Origin of the sequence: Kribbella sp. CA-245084 (genome assembly GCF_050942355.1) — a bacterium.
In the GTDB taxonomy this organism is placed as follows: domain Bacteria; phylum Actinomycetota; class Actinomycetes; order Propionibacteriales; family Kribbellaceae; genus Kribbella.
This window is the reverse complement of sequence record NZ_CP192053.1, coordinates 5,756,324-5,775,329: the sequence shown is the minus strand read 5'-3', so window position 1 is coordinate 5,775,329 and position 19,006 is coordinate 5,756,324. Positions and strand designations below refer to the sequence as shown.

Below are 19,006 nucleotides of genomic sequence, written 5' to 3'. Positions count from 1 at the left end.
ATAACACCGCAGAATTGGGGTAGGTTTGGTGCGTAGGCATGACCGTGGTTCAGCGAAGTGCCACGCCGTGACGAGACAGTCGCGAGGTCATACCAAATGGTTACCAGCATCGCTAGTACGGAGCGGGTATCTTCCCGTGGTTCCACTTCGGCCGATCGGGCCGAGCGCGAAGCGGCCACTCGAGAGCTCATGGAGCGTCGAGCTGCCAGTACTTCGGAGTCAGAGCGGCAGGAGCTGCTCGAACAGGTCGTCGAGCTCAACCTGGAAATTGCACAGGGCATCGCGCGCCGTTTCCGCGGGCGAGGCGCCGAGGCGGACGACCTGGAGCAGGTCGCGTACCTGGGGCTGGTCAAGGCAGCCCATCACTACCGGTTGGATGCGGACACGCCGTTCATCGGGTTCGCCATCCCGACCATCCGGGGTGAGGTGAAGCGCTATTTCCGGGACTGTGCCTGGACGGTGCGGATCCCGCGCCGGCTGCAGGAGATGCAGGGAACGATCGCGGCCAAGCTCCCCGAACTGGAGCACGAGCTGAACCGCGAACCGACCCCGGCCGAGATCGCAGCCCATCTCGACGTAGAGGTTTCCGAGGTCGAGCAGGCGCTGGCGGCGAGGGGCTGTTTCAACGTGTTGTCGCTGGACCGTCCCGCCGAGGCCGACGCCGAACTGACGCTGGCCGACGTGGTCGCCGACGACGATGACGCGAGTATCGATCAGCTGGAAACGGTGGAGATGCTCGAGCCTGTGCTCGCCGGCCTCGGTGAGCGTGACCGCCGGATCCTTCAACTGCGCTTCATCGAAGGCTGGACGCAGTCGGAGATCGGCAACGACATCGGCGTCAGCCAGATGCAGGTCTCCCGGATATTGCGCCGGATCCTCGACGACCTGCACACCAAGCTAGAAGTGGAGCCCGCCGCAGCCTGATCCCGCGATCAGAAGCCTTGCAGGAAAAGGCAGATCAGGTGGCCGTGCGGGTCGCGGATGACTCGTACGCCGTCGGGCTGGGGCTGATGACCCTCGACAGTGGCGCCGAGGGTCACAGCCCGGGCTGTTTCGGCCTCGAGGTCGTCGACCTGTACGTCGAGGTGCGCCTGCATCTGCTGGGTTCCGGGGTGCTGCGGCCAGACGGGCCATGCATGGTCTCGTTCCAGCTGGAAGCTGAGACCGGGACGGTCGTCATCGGGGTGCCGGAGGCGGGCCCAGTGCGGTTCGCTGCTGGTGATCTCCCAGCCGAGCAGGTCGCGATAGAAGGCGGCCAGGGCCGGCGGATCCGGCGTACCGAGGACGGTGGCGACGAGTTTGCCGGGCACGTTAGGCCTTCGGGTATTGCTTGTCGCGAAGTAGCTGGGCCAGATGAGCGGCGTTCGCGGCTGCGGTCTTGGTCGTGGCGCCGGTGGTGTCGGGTTTCGGGCCGGCCTCGTTGTAGTCGGTCGATCCCATGGCCTCGCCGACCCAGTACGTCGCCCCGCCGGCCGGAATCGTGAAGCCGACGTCGTTGAGCGCCTGGAAAACCTCGGCGGTGACGTGGTGTGCGCCGTCTTCGTTGCCGACGACACCGACCACCGCGACCTTGCCGTAGACCAGCGGGCGGCCCTGCTCGTCCTTCTCCGACAGCTCGGCGTCGAGTCGCTCGAGCACCAGCTTGCACACGCTCGCCGGCTGTCCCATCCAGATCGGTGTCGCAATGACCAGGATGTCCGCGGCGAGCATCTTCTCCCGCAGGGCGGGCCACTCGTCCCCATCACCCTCGTCTGTGCTGACCCCGAACCGTACGTCGTGGTCAGCCACCCTCACAGTTCGCCTTCGCTTTCGACCTTCTTCTTCAGTTCGTCCTTGGACAGACCCGACGTACCAGAGATATCTGCGTTGGATGCTTGCTGGGCCAGCTGATCGCGGGTCATGTCGCCTGGCTGCTCACCGAGGTGCTGTGCGCGGCTGGCTGCGAACGCGTCGGCGAGCTCGGTACGCCGTTCCGCGGACAGATTGTCGCGCATACCCGGGAGGACTTTCGTCTCCTCCTCTTCGACGTGGTGCGAGACCGCGTCGATGAGGTTTTGCAGGACTTTGTCGAAGCCGGACGACGCCGGATCGGTCGCGGCTAGCTTGGCGAGCAACTGGTCGGCCTCGATGTGCTCCTGCTGGCTGTGGGAGACCTCTTCCTTCTCGCCAGCCTCGGCAGCGGCCACGGGATAGACCTCGGCCTCTTCAGCTCGGCTGTGCGCGGTCAGCAGTGTCGTCAGCACCGGCAGCAACGTCGGACGCTTCTCCGGGTTGTCCTTCAGTTCGTCGAAGAGGCGCTCGACCTCCCGGTGGTCCTGCATGATCAGGTCGACAACGTCCGCAGCCATATCCAGCGTCCTCTCGATGATGTGATGTGGCGCGGGGGAGCAGACCCGACCCGCCCTACTGACCGCACTGCCCCCTCCGCGCCACCGAAGCAGCTCTGACGTGACTGTGCCCGCACGCCAAACGTCAGCTCAGGAGAGGCGCGATCGTCCACTAGTGCAGGGGCATTGGGCACTGGGGTTCGGTGGCGACGTCGGCGAGGTCGTAGGCGACGAGTGGGCATCGTCGGCAGTAGAGCATTCCGTCGCGGGGATCGGTGAACAACTCGTGACCGTGTGGTCGCATGGTGGCCGGGCATCGGGTCCGGTACGGGTCGTGCCGGTCCGGGAAGTGGGCACCGCATCGCACGCAGATCCAACCGGCGGGGAGGAGTCCTGTGCTCATCACCCGCTGCGCGTCGGCCACCCAATGGCCGTTGATCTCGTCGAAGAACCCCGCCACGGCCCTCTTCCCGAAACGATGCTAGTTAGGGGGTCAGAAGGATCTTAACTGCGCCGTCACGCTTGTGCTGGAACAGGTCGTAGGCGCCGGGGCCTTCGGACAGTTTCAGGTGGTGAGTGGCGAACGTGTCGACGTCGAGGGGATCGTCGTCGCCGAGCAGGGGCAGGATGTCGTCGCTCCAGTGGCGGACGTTGGCCTGGCCCATCCTGAGCTGGATCTGCTTGTCGAAGAGGGTCAGCATCGGGAGCGGGTCGGCCATCCCGCCGTACACGCCGATCAGCGAGATCGTCCCGCCGCGCCGAACCACGTCGATCGCCAGCAAGAGCGCGGCCATCCGGTCGACGCCGGCCTTTTGCATCACTGTGCGTTGGATCAGGTCGGGCAGTAGGCCGGCGGCCTGTTGGGCGAGTTTTGCGGTCGGGGATCCGTGTGCCTCCATGCCCACGGCATCGATCACCGAGGCGGGTCCGCGGCCGTCGGTCAGATTCCGGATCGCGTCGGCTACGTCGTCGCCGTACTCGAGCGTCTCGACCCCGTTGACCCTCGCCCGCTCGAGCCGCTCCGCGACCAGGTCGACGCCGATGACCCGATGCCCACGGTGCAGCGCGACCCGGCTGGCCATGTCGCCGATCGGGCCAAGGCCGAGTACGACGACTGTGCCGTCAGGCGGGATGGCGGCGTACTCGACTGCTTGCCAGGCGGTCGGGAGTACGTCGGACAGGTAGACGAACCGGTCGTCCGGGGGGCCGTGCGGGACCTTGATCGGGCCGTACTGCGCCTGCGGGACCCGGAGGTACTCCGCTTGTCCGCCTGGGACTTGCCCGTAGAGCCTGGTGTAGCCGAACAGTGCGGCGCCCATGCCCTGATCTCGGACCTGGGTGGTCTCGCATTGGGTCTGCAGGCCTTGGTCACACATGAAACACGAGCCGCAGGCGATCTGGAACGGGACGACGACGCGGTCGCCGGCGCTCAGCCCGGTCACCTCGGACCCGACCTCCTCGACGAGGCCGATCACCTCGTGGCCCAGTACGTCACCGGCGTCCAGGAAGGGGCCCATCACCTCGTACAGATGCAGGTCGGACCCGCAGATCCCTGTCGACGTGACCTTCACGATGGCATCGGTCGGTTGCTCGATGCGCGGATCCGGCACATCGCCGTACTCGACCTTCCGCTTGCCCTGCCACGTCAACGCCTTCATAGCCCCTCCTCGCCGAGCCCGTCCGGTGCCCGACCGGACGGGTCTCATGCGCGCGTTGAGCGGCACCACCGACCAGAAGAAGAAGGTGAACATGTCAGCTTGTGGCGCTGTAGTGGTTAGTTGTGCGGCCGTTCTGGGGCTGCGGTTTCGAGGGGTACGTCGCTGGCTGGGATGACGCCGAGGTGTGTGGTCTGGCGGCGCAGGATGGCGTCGTACAGCCAGTCGGTGGCGGTGCGGATGCGGTTCCCGGGCATCGACAGCAGGTGGTAGCCGCGGGTGACGACTTTTGCGGGCAGGCCGGCCAGCGGGACGTGGAGCGGGTTGGCGGCTGCTTGGGCGCCGCCGAGGTCGACGACGAAGCCCAGATCCTCATGCCGGTAGGGCTGTTGGGTGCCCGTTCCGAAGCTCGCCGCGATGTTGGCGGCGGCCTGTTTGCCTTGTCGTTCGGCATGCTGTGCCGTCATCGGCGTGACCTCGCCGGGCCTGGTGAGATCCGGTACGGCGGCCGCGTCCCCGCACGCGAAGACCTCCGGGCGACCGGGCACTCTGAGGTACTCATCGACAACCAAGCGGCCCTTGTCGGTCTTCAGGCCGAGCCCTTCCACGACAGGATCGGGCCGCACGCCGACGCACCAGATGAGTGACTGCGTCGGTACGAAGGTCTTCTTGTCGGTGAGACGTACGCCGTCACGCGTGGCCTCCTCGACCGACAGGCCCATCCGGACGTCGACGCCGCGCTCCCGCAGTACCTTGTCGGCCGTATGCGAAAGGCGTTCGTCGAGCTCTGGCAGAACCCGGTCGGCGACGTCGAGAAGCAGCCACCGGATGGACTGATCACTGAGCCTGGGGTGACGCTTCCTCAACAGCTCCGTGTAGAGGACGCCGTGCGCGGCGACCTCCGTGCCGGTGTATCCGGCTCCGACGACCACGAAGGTGCACAGGGCGTCGCGTACCGCCTGGTCGTCGGTGGCGTCGGCCAGTTCGAGCTGCTCGGTGAGGTGGTCGCGGAGGAACATCGCCTCGGGAATCCCGCGGAAACCGTGTGCATGCTCGGCGATTCCCGGGATGGGCAGGAGCTTGTTGACACTGCCGGCCGCGATCAGAAGCCGGTCGTACGACAGCTCACCGCGCCCGCCGGACGGATCGGCGTACCGCACTGTCCGGTTGTCGAGGTCGAGACCGTCAACTTCACCCAGGACGAGTCGTACGCCGGGCAGCGTGTCGGCGAGCGACACCGTCACGCGCCGGGGCTCGATGATCCCGGTCGCCACCTCCGGCAGGAGCGGAACATAGAGGAAGTAGTCGGTGGGGTTCACCAGGATAATCTCGGCGCGGCCCTTGGCAATCTTTCGCAGTCGGCGTGCGGCATGGAAGCCGGCGAACCCGGCTCCCACGATGACGATCCTCGGCCTGTCCATGCGCCACCTGTACCAGCAGCCCCGACCCACCAAACGGTGCACGTCTCGCAGGTTTGTGTCCGGGTACCGGCAGGTTGATTTGGCAGTGGTACGGAAGTGTGCCACTCCGCGACGTTCGCTGTTGCGGGGTATCGATGGCGCCTTCGGCCACTTGCGTTCCTCACCTCAGCGGCGTCCCTCGGTCTCTTGTAGAGGAGCCGTCAGATGGATCCGATGACGAATCATCACGTCGACACCGGTAGTCAGTCCGGTACGCAAAGCCCTGGTTCGGAAGGAACAGCAGAACAGGTCCGCGAGGAAGCGGGCCACCTCAAGCAGACGTCGACCGACGCGGCCCGTCAGGTCGCGGAAACCGTTAAGGACAAGGCTTTCGACGTCGGTTCGGATGTCCGCGAGCAGACCCGGCGGCTGGCCGGTCAGACGCGGGACCAGTTGACCGAACAAGTCGGGCAGCAGCAGGAGCGGGCCGCGGACAGTCTGCGCTCGGTGAGCAACGAGCTGCGAGGAATGGCTGAGCACGGTCAGTCCGGTTGGGGAACTCAGTTGGTGCGGCAGGGAGCCGACTTCAGCGAACAAGCTGCGGACTTCCTGCAGAAGCGCGAACCGAGCGACCTGCTGGAAGAGGTTCGTGGGTTTGCGCGTCGGCGCCCAGGCACATTCCTGATCGTGGCGGCGACTGCGGGGATCCTCGCCGGCCGGCTCACTCGTGCGTTAGCTGCCGGTACGCCGGGCAGTCACACGGCCGATCGCCGTACGACGGCAGCCCTGGAGGCGTCCGACGAGGACTATCTCGTCCCGCCTCCGCCGGCGAGCACGTCGACCGTCGCGACACCTCTCGAGCCGCCGCCGGTGCTACCCGACCCGGATCCTGGGGCTCCGGTGAGCCCGACGTTCGCGTCCGGATCGGAGCGCTGAGATGTCCGTCGGTGGATCGCCTCCGGATGGGCGTCCGGAGCGCGTGTCGATGGATGAATCGGTGGGGCAGTTGGTCTCTCAGCTCACGACTGACCTCGGCCAGTTGACCCGCCAGGAGCTGGCGCTGGCCAAGGCCGAACTGCAGGCCGAAGCCAAGAAGGCCGGAAAGGGTGCGGGCATGCTCGGCGGCGCGGCCGTCGCAGGCTGGATGGTCGCCCTGTTCCTGTCGTTCACGGTGATGTGGGCGCTGGACAAGGTCATGGACCTCATCTGGGCGGCACTCATCGTCGCAGTGCTGTGGGGAGTCGTCGCGGCCGTGCTGGCGATGACGGGACGCAAGGAACTGCAAGACGTCGAGCCGAAACCCGAGCAGACAGTCGAATCTCTGAAGGAGGACGTGAAATGGCTGAAGACCCGGAAGACCTGAAACGGAACATCGAGCAGACCAGGCGCAACGTGGGTCGCGACGTCGACGCCCTGACGGAGAAAGTCAGTCCCGGCCGCGTGGTCGGTCGGCGGGTCGAGCGGGCGCGCGGCGGTGTTCACCGGCTGAAGGAGCGGGTGATGGGCTCGTCGGAGTCGGTCGCCGATTCGGCTGGCTCGGCGATGTCCTCGGTCCGCGACGCGGGTGGTCAGGTCGGTGAGGCCGTCGGTTCGGCGCCGGACCTCGCTCGTGCACGAACCCGCGGTACGCCGCTCGCAGCCGGAGCGATCGCCTTCGCGGCGGGGTGGGTCGTCGCCGCGGCGCTGCCGGCATCGACGCGGGAACGCGAGCTGGCCCAGGAGACCAAGGACAGGGCGTTGGATGCAGCCGAGCCGGTGAAGGAACAGGCCGCACAAATGGCTCAGGAGCTGAAGGAGAACCTTCGAGAACCGGTCCAGGAGGCGACCGAGCAGCTCAAGGACTCCGCGTCGCAGGCCGCCACCGACGTTGCCGACGAGAGTCGGTCGGCTGCCGAGCAGGTCGCGCACCAGACGAAGGACTCCGCGGACGGCGTACGCCGGGCGGGTTCTTCCAGCTGATGGCCGGCCAGCGGCACGACGTACCGGGAATGGACGCCGACAAGCCGACCGAGATTCCCGCTGCCGGCTGGTGGCAGGTCGTCCGGCGGGCCTGGTCGGAAGCGAAGGCCGACCAGGTTCCGCTGCTCGCGGCCGGGGTCGCGTTCTTCGGATTCCTGTCCCTCTTTCCGGCCGTCGTTGCCGCGGTGCTCGCGTACGGGCTGGTTGCGGATCCTGGCCAGATCCGCAACCAGGTCGAAGATCTGGCAGCTGCCATGCCGGCGTCAGGACGCGATCTGGTGCTTCAGCAGATCGACGCCCTGACGTCGGCGCCACGGCAGGGCTTGGGGATCGGTCTTGCCGTGGCCGTGGTGGTCGCGTTGTGGAGCGCGTCCGGCGGCGTTGGCAATCTATTGACCGCGGTGAACCTCGCGTACGACGAGGAGGAGACGCGCGGGTTCGTTCGCCGCAAGGGGCTTGCGTTGTTGATGACCTTGGGGGCGATCGTGTTCGTCCTGCTTGCAATGGCGCTCTTTGGCCTCGGTGCGGCGATCGGCAGCGACTTGTCGGCACCGTTGCGGATCGGTCTGGACGTCATTCGGCTGGGCCTGGCGATCGTCCTGATCACCGTGGCGCTTGCGGTCGTCTATCGACTCGGCCCCGATCGGGACGCGCCGCGGATACGTTGGATATCGGTCGGGGCGGGGGTCGCGACCATCATCTGGCTCCTCGCCTCGATCGGGTTCTCGGTCTATGTCGCGACCTTCGGCAACTACGCCAAGACGTACGGCAGTCTGGCTGCCGTGGTGGTCCTCATGTTGTGGCTGTGGCTGACCGCGTACGCCGTACTGCTGGGGGCGGAGATCAATGCGGAGTCCGAGGAGCAAACCGCGCGGGACACCACGAAGGGCGAACCTCGGCCACTCGGTCAACGGGGCGCGGTGAAGGCAGACTCGGTTCCTGAATAGGCCGGTGAGAGTACGCAGTTCGTCTTGACGTCCTGTCAGGCGCCGCCACCGCCCGCTTGGAGGCTGTGCGGAGGGGTACCGGGCGCGGATGGATAGTCGTCGGCTCCTGGATCAGGCGGAGTGGATGTCGAGGGCGCTGACTGCGGGCGACCTCGACCACACTCTGGCGCGAATCACGGCGGCGGCCGTGGAAGTGCTCCCGGAGACGGACTATGCGAGCATCACGATCCTGCATGTCGACGGACGGCTGGAGACCGTGGCGCCGACGGACGACCTGCTGTGGGGCGTCGACGCGGCCCAGTACGAACTGCGCGAAGGCCCCTGTTACCAGGCCGCGGCGGACTCGGTACACATCCTGGCGCCGTACCTGGACGGCGATGAACGTTTCCCGCGCTATGCCGCGACAGCGGTCTCAGCCGGATTGGCGGCGCAGGCGGGCATCCTCCTGTACGACGCTCCGAAATCACGCGGCGCCCTGAACCTCTACTCCCGGACGGCAGGGGCGTTCAGCGATCTCGGCGCGTTGGGAGACCTGTTCAGGCACCAGGCCGCCATCGCCATCGACTATGCGCAGGAGATCGGGAATCTGCGGGAGGCCGTCCGAACCCGAGACCTGATCGGTACCGCCGTCGGCATCGTCATGGAGCGATACAAACTCAGCGATGAGCGCGCTTTTGCCTTCCTCACCAGGTTGTCGCAGAACGGCAACGTCAAACTGCGAACGCTGGCCGAGCGACTCATCGCCGTCACTCAGCATCCGGAGGGTTGACCCCGGAGCGGTCGCGCGTGCTGCTCTGCTGAACACGCGCGACCTCGGTCGGCCAGCAGCCTCGAGTCGGCTGGCAACCTGTCGCGACTGGTTCCCCCGATCGAACCTTGTAACCCAAGATCTCGGCTTGTGAGACATGACCGCCCCTACAGACAATCCGCCTGGCCGGACCTGACTCGGTCGAGATGTCGATGGGTACCTGAGGGTGTGGTCATCGACTGCTTCGGGGGCGTTCGCGATGGCACCGGCGAGGTCCACTTGTGAGGGGAGCAGCGATGAGTTTCCAGCGTGGTGACGAGGTGGCGGCCGCGGCTGACCTCGGTGGGTTCTGGCAGGGGAAGATTCCCGCCGGCACGCGCGGCGTGATCGATGAGATAGACGAGTCGGGTGCGTCGCCGGTCTTCACGGTTACCTGCACGATCGAGCACGAGGACCTGCTCACACCACATCAAACGACGGTGACAGGCCTGACCTACACAGAGCTCAGCGAACGGTGAGCCGACTACCCGATGATCTGTGTGGCATCGATCCATTCGGTGATCTCGACGCCGTGCTCGTCGTGATGCTGCACCAACGCGAACCAACCGGACGGCTGGTTTTCACAGGCGATCAACTCAGTTCCTCGAATCGAGATAGCTGGATGCTCTCCGGTTCCCCGAGAACCTCGCTGTATGCGGGTCTCTTGAGGGAATGACATACCTCTTGGGCCTTGCACACGGTTCGCGGTGACGCCGTGAGTGTGCAACTGCGGGCGCTCCTTGTATGCCCGCGAAGCGTTGACTACTATCTCGGCTAGTAGATGACTACTATCCAAGATAGTAGCTCGTGAGGGGCGGGCTGGGGGGAGTGGCATGTCGATTGTGGATGTTGTACGGCGGGTGGGGTCGAGCCGCGAGGATCGGCGAGATCGGGCGGGGTCGCAGTTCGATGGGCCGGCCGACGTTGCGGGCTATGTCGCGTCGGGCCAAGGTTGGGGGCCCTCGGCCCGTTTCTTCAAGTCGCGGTTGCATGTCGTGGATCGCGTCCTGGACGATTGCGCCGGTGGAAGCCTGCTCGATGTGGGCTGCGGGCCGGGACCGCTGGTGGCGCATCTGCTCCAGACGCGGCGGGGCGATTTCCGGATCACGGCCGCCGATCGTTCCCCGGCCATGGTGGATGCTGTTGCCGAACAGGTTGCTGGGGTCGGCGATGTTCGACCGACTGTCGGCGATGTCGAGGACATGCCGTTCGATGACGAGGAGTTCGGCGTTGTCGCCGCGCTGGGAGTGTTGGAGTACGTCGACGTCGATCGTGCCCTGCGAGAGATCGCCCGTGTCGTTGATCGGGATGGACTGGTCGTGGTGACGATGCTCAACCCCTTAAGCCCCTATCGGGTCTTTCAATGGTTCGTGCATTGGCCGGTGGTTCGAGCGGTCGGGCAGATCGAGCGCTTGCTGGGGATTCCGGTCGGGAGACGACACGCCGCTCGCAGGACAGGAATCCACGCTCTGTCTGCCCGGAGGCTGCGTCGCTGCATGCGCAGTGCCGGGCTGCGGCCGGTCGAGCTGGTGTACTTCGACGTCACGCCCCTCCTGCCCCCGTTCGACAAAGTGATTCGCCGGTGGACCACTCGCTGGCGCGGCGATCTGGACGTCACCGTAGGTACCGGGCATTCGCGATGGCTTGGTACGGGCTACCTGGTTACTGCTCGTCCTTTGCGAGCGAAGGGCCGCTAGTATTTCGATACTGCGGCAACCAGGAAGGCCCGGCGGGTGCGTGATTTCGGTGATCTCGAGGCAGCGGTCATGGATCGGTTGTGGACCTGGGCGAAACCGGCCTCGGTCCGCGAGGTGCTCAACGACCTGAACAAGGATCGGGATCTCGCCTACACCACCGTGATGACGGTGATGGACAACCTGTACCGGAAGGGTTGGCTGACCCGTGAGCTCGACGGGCGCGCGTACCGCTACGTGCCGGTGTCGTCCCGTCAGGAGTACAGCGCGGAGCTGATGCGTGAGGTCCTCGATCACAGCGGCGACAGCGCCACCACCTTGCTGCGGTTCATGGACGACATGTCGGCCGAAGAAGCCGAAGCGGTTCGGAAGGCGTTGCGGCGCCGTCAGAAGAGGACGTCGGCCGGGTAGCTCGCCAGGGCCAGCGGTACGCCGATGAGCAGCGGCGTCAACGCGGCGATCGCGATGAGCGCTGAGGTCCTGCGGCGTGGCGGTGGGTCGAGAAGCCGCTCCACGCGTGCCAGAGCCTGACCGCCCGTCGCGGCGAGACTGCCGCGCGGCGCTGCGTGGGCGAGCAGTCCTATCGCTGTGGCGAGACTGCTGCCGTCGACCATGCGGCGTGCCCGGTCGTCGGCGAGCAACTCGACCAGGTTCGACGTTGCCTCGCGCAATCGCTTGAGTACTGCGACGCGGGGGAACGCCTCGACGAGCAGAGTCGCCCAGCCGACAGGAAGGTGATGACGGCCGGCGAGGTGGGCGCGTTCGTGGGCAAGGACGGCATCGAGCTGACGCGGCTCGAGGAGCTCGACCGCGTGGTCGGTGATGACCACCTTCTTGGTGCCGGCCACGCAGTACGCCGCTGCCGCCGCCGCGGGGATCACGAATGCGTCGAGTTCGGGGTCGTGGCGGCCGAGCACGGACACCAGGTCCAGGTGACGCCGGCGCAAAGTCCGCTGCGCGCGGAGCAGTGCAATCGCCGCATACGTGAGCCGTGCGGACAGGTAATAGGCAACGAAGAGACCTGTCAGCACCATCACGAGCGTATCGACGACCGAGAGGACATGACCGTGCACACCGGACCGGTTGACCGGCAGGAACCGCACAGCTGACACCAGCTTCACTGCGGCCAGGGAGATCGCGAACCCCGCGGATCCGACCGTCGTGTGCCACAACACCAAGGCAAGGCCCGGTGACCGCTCCGACAGTCTCGACTTGGACAGCAGGTGTGGAGCGCAGGTCGCCACGGTCGTCGCGTATCCCGTCAGCAGGAGCACGTGGGTCGAGATGTTCATGAGTCCCGCCCGTCCGTGCGCCGGCCCCGGAGAGCTCGCCGTACTGCGGTGGCCTCTTCGTCGGTCATGTGATCCACGAAGCGCAGCAGGGTAGCAACCTGGTCGCCGCTACCCGTCAGAACCTGTCGCATCAACTCGGCGCTGTACTCCTGACGGGAGGACACCGGCTGGTACCGGTAGGCCTTGCCGTCCGGCTGACGGGTCAGCCAGCCCTTCCGGTACAGGTTGTCCATCACGGTCATCACCGTGGTGTAGGCAAGGCGTCGTTCGGGCGCGAGATCGTCGAGCATCTCGCGCACCGTCGCCGCGTGATCCCACTCCCAGAGGCGATCCATGATCACCGCTTCGAGATCGCCGAATCCCCGCACTATCTCCACACCCCCGAACGAACCGCACACACCGGTCGGCCCCACGAGCCGATCTGCCGTCAGACCCCACCGCGGCGGACCAGCTGTCTACGATGCCCAATCGTACTAAGGATCGTAGTTGCCGTCACTCCTACGGCCGGCCGGCGGCTGAGCCGGGTGGCTCAGCCGCCGCGCTGATCACTGGTGGTGCGAGACGAGATCGTGTGCGGGTGCGGAGTCAGCGGCGAGAGGCTCAGAGTGAATGGTGGCTGAGGTCAGGCGGCGTACGCCGTGAACAAGCTGGTGTTCTACCTCGTGACTCAGGTGATGGGCGTCTACCAAGGACGTGGCCGAGTCGACGGTGATGCTGGCTTCGGCCCGCAGGGAGTGGCCCAGCCAGCGGAGGCGGACGTCGGTCACGTCCAGTACGCCGGGGGTCTCGCGGATGACCTGTTCGGTCTGGTCGACCAGGGCGGGGTCGACGGCGTCCATGAGGCGGCGGTAGACCTCGCGCGCCGCGTCGCGAAGGACGAACAGGATGGCGATGGTGATGAGCAGACCGATGATCGGGTCGGCCAGGCTGAAGCCGAGCCAGGCGCCGATTGCGCTGAGGACGACGGCGAGGCTGGTGAAGCCGTCGGTGCGCGCGTGGAGACCGTCGGCGATCAGGGCGGCCGAGCCGATCCGGCGGCCGGTGCGGATGCGGTACTGGGCGACGATCTCGTTGCCGATGAAACCGACCACTCCGGCCACGATGAGAACGCCGATGTGCTTGACGTCGGACGGATGGATGAAGCGCTTGATCGCCTCATACCCGGCGTACGCCGACGAGGCCGCGATGAGCACGACGACGATGATGCCGGCCAGGTCCTCGGCGCGACCGAAGCCGTAGGTGTACGCGCGGGTCGCGAGCCGCCGACCGACGATGAACGCGATGGCCAGCGGGATGGCGGTGAGTGCGTCGGCGTAGTTGTGCAGGGTGTCGCCGAGCAGCGCGACCGAGTTCGTGTAGATCACGATGACGGTCTGGATCAGGGCGGTCAGGATCAGGCCGGCGAAGCTGATCTTGAGGCAGCGCATGCCTTCCTTGCTGGCCTCCAGTGCGGAGTCGATCTTGTCCGCACTGTCGTGGCTGTGCGGGACGAAGATCTCCTTGATCTTGCCGAGGATCCCGCTGCGATGGTCATGGCCGTGCCCATGGCCGTGACCGTGTCCATGCCCGTGCTCCCCGTGCGGGTGTTTGTGCTCGTGCTCTGTCGTACTCATCGGCTCTTGTCCTCTGATCTGTCAGGTGCCGGCGGCCGGCTCGATCTGGCTCGACGCGACGGCAGGTTGGTGGTGCTCGGGGAAGCCTCCGGTCGAGTGTTCTGCGTGGTAGATCGCATCCTCGACGAGTTGTCCGACATGCGAATTCTCGATCCGGTAGAAGATCTGGTTGCCCTGCCTGCGGGTGCTGACCAGCCGCACCATCCGCAGCTTGGCCAGGTGCTGGGAGACCCCGGCGGGCGACTTGCCGACTGCTTCGGCCAGCCGGCCGACCGGGGTTTCGCCGTCCAGCAATGCCCAGAGCAGCCGCACCCGGGTCGGGTCGGACAACATCCGGAAGACCTCGACGGCCAAGACGACCTGATCGTCGTCCGGCGTCGACCTACGCGGCTGCATATCTGCGTGCATACGCATATGCTAACGTGCGCGTCTCCGTCAGAGCAATGGCCGGAGGCCGCTCTACTTGACGCGACCTGCGGCCGGCTGACGCTCGGCCGCGAGGAATGAAACCTTGCGTCCGGTCGAACCGGTGGTCGCGAAGTCGGCCGCGATGTCACCCATGACCGGCGCGAACTTGAAGCCCGATCCGGAGAAGCCGCAGGCCACAACGATCCGGTGATCCGCCGAGGTGGGTCCGAGAAGCGGCCGGCCGTCGGGGCTGTAGCCCTCGATGCCTGTCCGCACAATCGCCGGCTCGGGTCGGAGGCCGGGAAAGAAGTCGTGGATCGCCTCGGCCAATCGGCCCAGATGACGCTGATCCACGACTCGATCAACTCTTCGGAGGTCGTCGACGACAGGATGCGTCCCGAACTTCACGCCGACCTTCACCGTCGCGCCGTCCAGCGACGGAAAGCCGTACGCCGAGATGTCGCCGACCCGCTCGAACACGCCGAAGACCTCCGGCCGGTAGTCCGCGGGATTCTTCGCCGGGTACCACCCCTGCACCAGCCTGCGCGGCACAACCATCCCCGCTGCCCCAGGCACAAGCCCTCCAGCCCAGGCCCCCGGAGCAAGGATCACACGTTCGTACGTCTTCGAGCCGCCGCGAGTGACAACCGCGACCCCATCCGGCCGTGACTCCACCGCCACGATCTCGGTCTCAAGGCTCACCTCAGCGCCGAGCGCACGAGCTCGCCCAACAGCTGCAGCCACGCTCGCTTCTGGCCGGAGGTATCCAGCCAGAGGATCGGTGACACCGACGTCGTGATCCCGTACGACGTGCTGCCGGAACCGCGATCGCAATTCGTCGGCCGCCAGCGACTCGTACGGCAACCCGTACTCCCGTGCGGAGGCGAGCGCCGACGCGATGGCCGGCGTACCTTCCGGCCCGATGATCACCCCGCCCGTCTGCCGGAACAGTTCGCCGTCCGAAAGCTCCCGCCACAGCTCGAGCGCCTCGACCGCCAACGGTGTGAACCGAGGATCGCCCTGACTCTGCACGGAGAACCGCCGGGTCTCACCGGCCGATGCGCCCTGGTCGTGCGCAAGACCGAACTGCTCGTACCCGTGCACCCGGACCCCGCGCTCGGCGAGCCGCCACAGCGCCATCGATCCGATGGCACCCAGCCCGACAACGGCAACCTCGGCTGTCATCCGCTCTCCTCCGACACCCTCGCCTTGATGTACTCCGTGACCTCGCCCGTCGACGCCGTACCGCCGAGATCCGCCGTGCGGGTCGCGGGATCACGCAGCGATGACTCGATCGCAGCCATCAGCGCCGCCGCGGGCGCGGGCAGCCGAAGATGTTCGAGCATCAGTACGACGGACCACAGCATCCCGATCGGGTTCGCGATGCCCTGGCCGGCGATGTCCGGCGCGGAACCGTGCACCGGCTCGAACATCGACGGACCGGGACCGTCCGGCGCCAGGTTGGCCGACGGCGCGATGCCGATGCTGCCGCAGACCGCCGCGGCCAGGTCCGACAGGATGTCGCCGAACAGGTTCGATGCGACAACGACGTCGAAGTCGGTCGGCCGCATCACCATCCGGGCGGCCATCGCGTCGACATGCTCGCGCCGTACCGTCACGTCGGGATGCCGGGCGGCGACCTCGTCGACGACCTCGTCCCACAGCGTCATCGTGTGGATGATGCCGTTCGACTTCGTCGCGGAATGGACCCGGCCGCCCCGGCGCTCCGCGAGCCGCATCGCGTACTCCGCGATCCGCTGGACGCCGGTCCGCGAGAACGTGCTTTCCTGCAACGCGACCTCGGAAGCACCTTGACCGATCCGCCCGCCGACTTCGCTGTACTCGCCCTCGGAGTTCTCCCGGACGACGACGAAGTCGGTGCCCGCGGCAATCTCCGGACGCACCGGCGCCGGGACGCCGTCGAAGATCCGCATCGGCCGCAGGTTCACGTACTGCGTGAACGCCCGGCGGATCGGGATCAGCAACCCCCACAGGGATACGTGGTCCGGTACGCCGGGCCAGCCGACGGCTCCGAGCAGGATCGCGTCGTGCCGCCCGAGTACGTCGAGACCGTCGGTCGGCATCATCGCGCCGGTCCGGTGGTAACGCTCGCACGACCAATCCAGCTCGGTCGTCGTGAACGTGACGTCGTACGTCGACTGGACGACCCCGAGGACCTGCCGGGCGGACTCCATCACCTCGACGCCGATGCCGTCGCCGGGGATGAGGGCAAGACTGAAGCCGGCCATCAGAACCCCGGTGACGACAGGTACTTGAACTGCAGGTACTCCTGCAGTCCCTCCGGTCCGCCCTCGCGACCGATCCCGGACTGCTTCACCCCGCCGAACGGCGCCGCGACGTCCGACACCAGCCCGCGATTGATCCCGACCATCCCGCTCTGCAGCCGCGAGGCCACTCGACGGGAGCGCTCGGAGTCGCGAGTGATCAGGTACGCCGCCAGCCCGTGCTCGGTGTCATTGCTCAAGGCAACAGCTTCGTCCTCCGACGAGAACCGCCGGATCGCAGCCACGGGACCGAACACCTCTTCGTGCAAGATGTCCGCGTCCGCGGGCACCTGATCGAGCAGCGTCGGCGCGACCCAATGTCCCGGGCCGTCGGGGATCGGCGCCCGCGCCACCACGACGGCACCCTTGCCGACGGCATCGTTCACCAAGCGGTTGACCTTGGCAACAGCACGATGGTCTACCGAAGGACCCAGGTCGGTGCCCTCATCGCCGGGTGGTCCGACGACGAGGGCCGCCAGCTGCGCGCCCAAGCCGGCAACGAACGCGTCAGCGATGCCGTCGGCAACAAGGAAGCGGTTGGCCGCGACACACGACTGGCCGCCCAACCGCAGCTTGGCGATCATCGCCTCGCGGATCGCCAGGTCGAGGTCGGCGTCGTCGAAGACCAGGAAGGGGGCGTTGCCGCCGAGCTCCATCGACGTCCTGAGGACCCGGCGCCCAGCCTGCTCCAGGAGCAGTCGCCCGACCTCCGTGGAACCGGTGAAAGACACTTTGCGAAGCCGAGGATCTGCGAGCAGCGCGCTGCTGACCTCGGCCGGTCTCCGCGTGGTCACAACAGTCAGTACGCCCGGGGGAGCGCCGGCCTCGAGCAGCAGTTCGCCGAACACCAGCGACGTCAACGGCGTCAACTCAGCCGGCTTCAGTACGGCGGTACACCCGGCCGCCACGGCCGGCGCAACCTTCCGCGCCGCCATCGCCAGCGGGACGTTCCAGGGCGTGATCAGCAGACACGGTCCGACCGGTTCGGCAACCGTCACGATGTGGTTCCGCCCGTCGGGTGACACCGTACTGCGGCCATGCGGCCGGACCGCCTCCTCGGCGTACCAGCGCACGTAATCGGCCGCGTAGGCGACTTCCCCGCGTGCTTCCCGGATGGTCTTGCCGACTTCGAGCGTGAGGAGTTGCGCCAGCCGTTCACTGTTGGCATGCAGTGCGTCGAAGAGCCGGTGCAGCACATCAGCGCGCTCGCGCAACGTCGATGCGGCCCACGTCGGTGCCGCAGCGGCCGCAGCGTCGAGCGCCGCGAGCGCCTCGGTAGGACCGCAGTCCGCAACCGCGGCGATCGGCTGCTCGGTCGATGGATCGAACACCTCGAACGTCGACTCCGTGGTCAGGAATCCGTCGGGCACCGACGCCAGCGCGTCCGTTCCCCAGGAAAGCGTCGTCATACGACCTCCGTGACTGTTTCGAGCGCGGTCGCCATCACGTCCGCAGCGAACCGAAGCTCGGCCGGGCTGATGACGAAGGGCGGGCACACATGCAGGGTGTTGCCGGCGAGCAGACGGGTCAGTACGCCGCGCTCCCGGCAGCCGCGGATCACCTCGTCCGCCGGTACGCCGGGCAGCAGCTGGACGCCCGCCATCAACCCGACCGACCGCACCTCCTGGACCGACGGCGATTCGGCCAGGGCGCCGAACGCTTCAGCCAGAACAGGTTCGAGCGTCCGGACCCGCGCGATCAGCTCTTCCTCTTCCAGTACGTCGAGGTTCTCCTGAGCGACCGCACACGCGGTGGCGTGTCCGGAGTACGTGATGCCGTGCCGGAAGATCGGTGCGTCGTCCCCGGACATGAACGGCGCGGCGACCCGCCCGGCCACGGCGACCGCCCCGAGCGGGAGGTACCCCGACGTCAGGCCCTTCGCCATCGTAATCAGGTCGGGCGTGATGCCCCAGCGATCGCTCGCGAACCACTCGCCGGTCCGCCCGAAGCCGGTCACGACCTCGTCCGCGACCAACAGAATGTCGAACTCCCGACAGAGCGACTGCAGCCCGGTCAGATATCCATCCGAGGGCGGATGGACGCCGCCGGTCCCGACCACCGGCTCCGCGACCAGCGCCGCGATCCGGTCCGCGCCGAGCTGCTCGATCACAGCTCGGGTTTCGGCAAGATCCATCAACGGGATCCGCGCCGTTTCCGGTACGAGCGAGTCGGTGCCGTAGCCGGCGCGGTTGAAGTCCAGGCCGGCTATCGACGTACCGAAGGCGTGCAGACCGTGATAGCCACCGTCGCGACTGAGGACCACGGTCTTGTCCGTCCGCCCCAGGTGCTGCCAGTAGCGCCGCGCCAGCTTGCACGCGACCTCGATGGAGTCGGATCCACCGGAGGTGAAGATGATCGACGCATCCGCCAGCGGAACGAGTCCGCGCAAGCGTTCGGCAAGGTCGAGCGCCGGCCGGTTCGCGTGGACGCCGAACAGGTGGTACGTCTCGAGCGTCGTCATCTGCCGGGCCGCCGCCTGCGCCATCCGCTCGCGGCCGTGGCCGATGTTCGCGTGCCACAGACCTGCGGGCAGATCGAGGAGGCGTTGACCGTCCTCGGTCGTGAGCCACGCGCCGTCGCCGGAGGCGAGGACGAGGCGATCCTTGAGCGTTGTCGGCATATGTGCCTGTGGATGCCAC

General features: G+C 66.9%; 23 protein-coding genes. 9 read left to right on the top strand and 14 right to left on the bottom strand.

Annotated features, from left to right (window positions below; genetic code table 11):
• The first annotated feature begins 189 nt into the window (after positions 1 to 189).
• The gene (locus ACQPYH_RS27525; protein WP_432876866.1) at positions 190 to 924 is read left to right on the top strand and encodes a SigB/SigF/SigG family RNA polymerase sigma factor; all 735 of its coding nucleotides are present in this window, start codon (positions 190 to 192) and stop codon (positions 922 to 924) included.
• A gap of 8 nt (positions 925 to 932) precedes the next feature.
• On the opposite strand, the gene ACQPYH_RS27520 is transcribed toward ACQPYH_RS27525, so the two are convergent.
• From ACQPYH_RS27520 to ACQPYH_RS27495, 6 genes are all read right to left on the bottom strand, one after another.
• The gene (locus ACQPYH_RS27520; protein WP_432876863.1) at positions 933 to 1,310 is read right to left on the bottom strand and encodes a VOC family protein; all 378 of its coding nucleotides are present in this window, start codon (positions 1,308 to 1,310) and stop codon (positions 933 to 935) included.
• Position 1,311: 1 nt separating this feature from the next.
• Entirely contained in the window at positions 1,312 to 1,794 is a 483-nt protein-coding gene (locus tag ACQPYH_RS27515) for a flavodoxin family protein (RefSeq protein ID WP_432876860.1), read from the bottom strand.
• Positions 1,791 to 2,348, bottom strand: coding sequence for a hemerythrin domain-containing protein (locus ACQPYH_RS27510; RefSeq protein ID WP_432876857.1), 558 nt, complete (start codon positions 2,346 to 2,348; stop codon positions 1,791 to 1,793). The genes ACQPYH_RS27515 and ACQPYH_RS27510 overlap by 4 nt, the downstream gene beginning before the upstream one ends.
• Positions 2,349 to 2,499: 151 nt before the next feature.
• Positions 2,500 to 2,787: a hypothetical protein gene (locus ACQPYH_RS27505; protein WP_432876855.1), complete on the bottom strand. Its 288-nt coding sequence runs from the start codon at positions 2,785 to 2,787 to the stop codon at positions 2,500 to 2,502.
• A gap of 25 nt (positions 2,788 to 2,812) precedes the next feature.
• Positions 2,813 to 3,985, bottom strand: coding sequence for an alcohol dehydrogenase catalytic domain-containing protein (locus ACQPYH_RS27500; protein WP_432876853.1), 1,173 nt, complete (start codon positions 3,983 to 3,985; stop codon positions 2,813 to 2,815).
• A 116-nt stretch (positions 3,986 to 4,101) separates the two neighbouring features.
• Entirely contained in the window at positions 4,102 to 5,403 is a 1,302-nt protein-coding gene (locus ACQPYH_RS27495; protein ID WP_432876850.1) for an NAD(P)/FAD-dependent oxidoreductase, read from the bottom strand.
• 204 nt (positions 5,404 to 5,607) lie between these two features.
• Here ACQPYH_RS27495 and ACQPYH_RS27490 point away from each other — a divergent pair, with 204 nt between their 5' ends.
• From ACQPYH_RS27490 to ACQPYH_RS27455, 8 genes are all read left to right on the top strand, one after another.
• A complete protein-coding gene (locus tag ACQPYH_RS27490; protein WP_432876847.1) occupies positions 5,608 to 6,318 on the top strand; it encodes a hypothetical protein in 711 nt (236 codons plus the stop codon).
• Positions 6,319 to 6,367: 49 nt separating this feature from the next.
• A complete protein-coding gene (locus ACQPYH_RS27485; protein WP_432876845.1) occupies positions 6,368 to 6,745 on the top strand; it encodes a phage holin family protein in 378 nt (125 codons plus the stop codon).
• Positions 6,721 to 7,341 carry a DUF3618 domain-containing protein gene (locus tag ACQPYH_RS27480; RefSeq protein ID WP_432876842.1) on the top strand — a complete coding sequence of 207 codons (621 nt, stop codon included), beginning with the start codon at positions 6,721 to 6,723 and terminating at the stop codon, positions 7,339 to 7,341. Before ACQPYH_RS27485 ends, ACQPYH_RS27480 begins: the two co-directional genes overlap by 25 nt.
• Positions 7,341 to 8,288 (top strand): YihY/virulence factor BrkB family protein, encoded by a 948-nt coding sequence (locus tag ACQPYH_RS27475; RefSeq protein ID WP_432876841.1) that lies wholly within the window; start codon positions 7,341 to 7,343, stop codon positions 8,286 to 8,288. The genes ACQPYH_RS27480 and ACQPYH_RS27475 overlap by 1 nt, the downstream gene beginning before the upstream one ends.
• Before the next feature lie 88 nt (positions 8,289 to 8,376).
• Positions 8,377 to 9,057: a GAF and ANTAR domain-containing protein gene (locus ACQPYH_RS27470; RefSeq protein WP_432876838.1), complete on the top strand. Its 681-nt coding sequence runs from the start codon at positions 8,377 to 8,379 to the stop codon at positions 9,055 to 9,057.
• A 275-nt stretch (positions 9,058 to 9,332) separates the two neighbouring features.
• Positions 9,333 to 9,554 carry a hypothetical protein gene (locus ACQPYH_RS27465; protein WP_432876835.1) on the top strand — a complete coding sequence of 74 codons (222 nt, stop codon included), beginning with the start codon at positions 9,333 to 9,335 and terminating at the stop codon, positions 9,552 to 9,554.
• A 354-nt stretch (positions 9,555 to 9,908) separates the two neighbouring features.
• Positions 9,909 to 10,772, top strand: a complete 864-nt coding sequence (locus ACQPYH_RS27460) for a class I SAM-dependent methyltransferase (protein WP_432876832.1) — start codon at positions 9,909 to 9,911, stop codon at positions 10,770 to 10,772.
• 36 nt (positions 10,773 to 10,808) lie between these two features.
• Positions 10,809 to 11,180, top strand: a complete 372-nt coding sequence (locus tag ACQPYH_RS27455) for a BlaI/MecI/CopY family transcriptional regulator (protein ID WP_432876830.1) — start codon at positions 10,809 to 10,811, stop codon at positions 11,178 to 11,180.
• Here ACQPYH_RS27455 and ACQPYH_RS27450 read toward each other — a convergent pair.
• From ACQPYH_RS27450 to ACQPYH_RS27415, 8 genes are all read right to left on the bottom strand, one after another.
• Complete coding sequence (locus tag ACQPYH_RS27450; RefSeq protein WP_432876828.1) at positions 11,156 to 12,061, bottom strand: M56 family metallopeptidase; 906 nt, start codon at positions 12,059 to 12,061, stop codon at positions 11,156 to 11,158. The two genes, ACQPYH_RS27455 and ACQPYH_RS27450, sit on opposite strands and share 25 nt — an antisense overlap.
• The gene (locus ACQPYH_RS27445) at positions 12,058 to 12,438 is read right to left on the bottom strand and encodes a BlaI/MecI/CopY family transcriptional regulator (RefSeq protein ID WP_432876825.1); all 381 of its coding nucleotides are present in this window, start codon (positions 12,436 to 12,438) and stop codon (positions 12,058 to 12,060) included. The genes ACQPYH_RS27450 and ACQPYH_RS27445 overlap by 4 nt, the downstream gene beginning before the upstream one ends.
• Before the next feature lie 168 nt (positions 12,439 to 12,606).
• Complete coding sequence (locus ACQPYH_RS27440; RefSeq protein ID WP_432876822.1) at positions 12,607 to 13,674, bottom strand: cation diffusion facilitator family transporter; 1,068 nt, start codon at positions 13,672 to 13,674, stop codon at positions 12,607 to 12,609.
• Positions 13,675 to 13,695: 21 nt separating this feature from the next.
• Complete coding sequence (locus tag ACQPYH_RS27435) at positions 13,696 to 14,070, bottom strand: ArsR/SmtB family transcription factor (RefSeq protein WP_432876819.1); 375 nt, start codon at positions 14,068 to 14,070, stop codon at positions 13,696 to 13,698.
• Between the two features lie 63 nt (positions 14,071 to 14,133).
• Positions 14,134 to 15,267 carry an N-methyl-L-tryptophan oxidase gene (gene solA / locus ACQPYH_RS27430; protein WP_432876816.1) on the bottom strand — a complete coding sequence of 378 codons (1,134 nt, stop codon included), beginning with the start codon at positions 15,265 to 15,267 and terminating at the stop codon, positions 14,134 to 14,136.
• Complete coding sequence (locus tag ACQPYH_RS27425) at positions 15,264 to 16,331, bottom strand: tartrate dehydrogenase (RefSeq protein ID WP_432876814.1); 1,068 nt, start codon at positions 16,329 to 16,331, stop codon at positions 15,264 to 15,266. Before ACQPYH_RS27425 ends, solA begins: the two co-directional genes overlap by 4 nt.
• Complete coding sequence (locus ACQPYH_RS27420; RefSeq protein ID WP_432876811.1) at positions 16,331 to 17,776, bottom strand: NAD-dependent succinate-semialdehyde dehydrogenase; 1,446 nt, start codon at positions 17,774 to 17,776, stop codon at positions 16,331 to 16,333. Before ACQPYH_RS27420 ends, ACQPYH_RS27425 begins: the two co-directional genes overlap by 1 nt.
• Complete coding sequence (locus ACQPYH_RS27415; RefSeq protein ID WP_432876808.1) at positions 17,773 to 18,987, bottom strand: aspartate aminotransferase family protein; 1,215 nt, start codon at positions 18,985 to 18,987, stop codon at positions 17,773 to 17,775. The genes ACQPYH_RS27420 and ACQPYH_RS27415 overlap by 4 nt, the downstream gene beginning before the upstream one ends.
• Between the last annotated feature and the right edge of the window lie 19 nt (positions 18,988 to 19,006).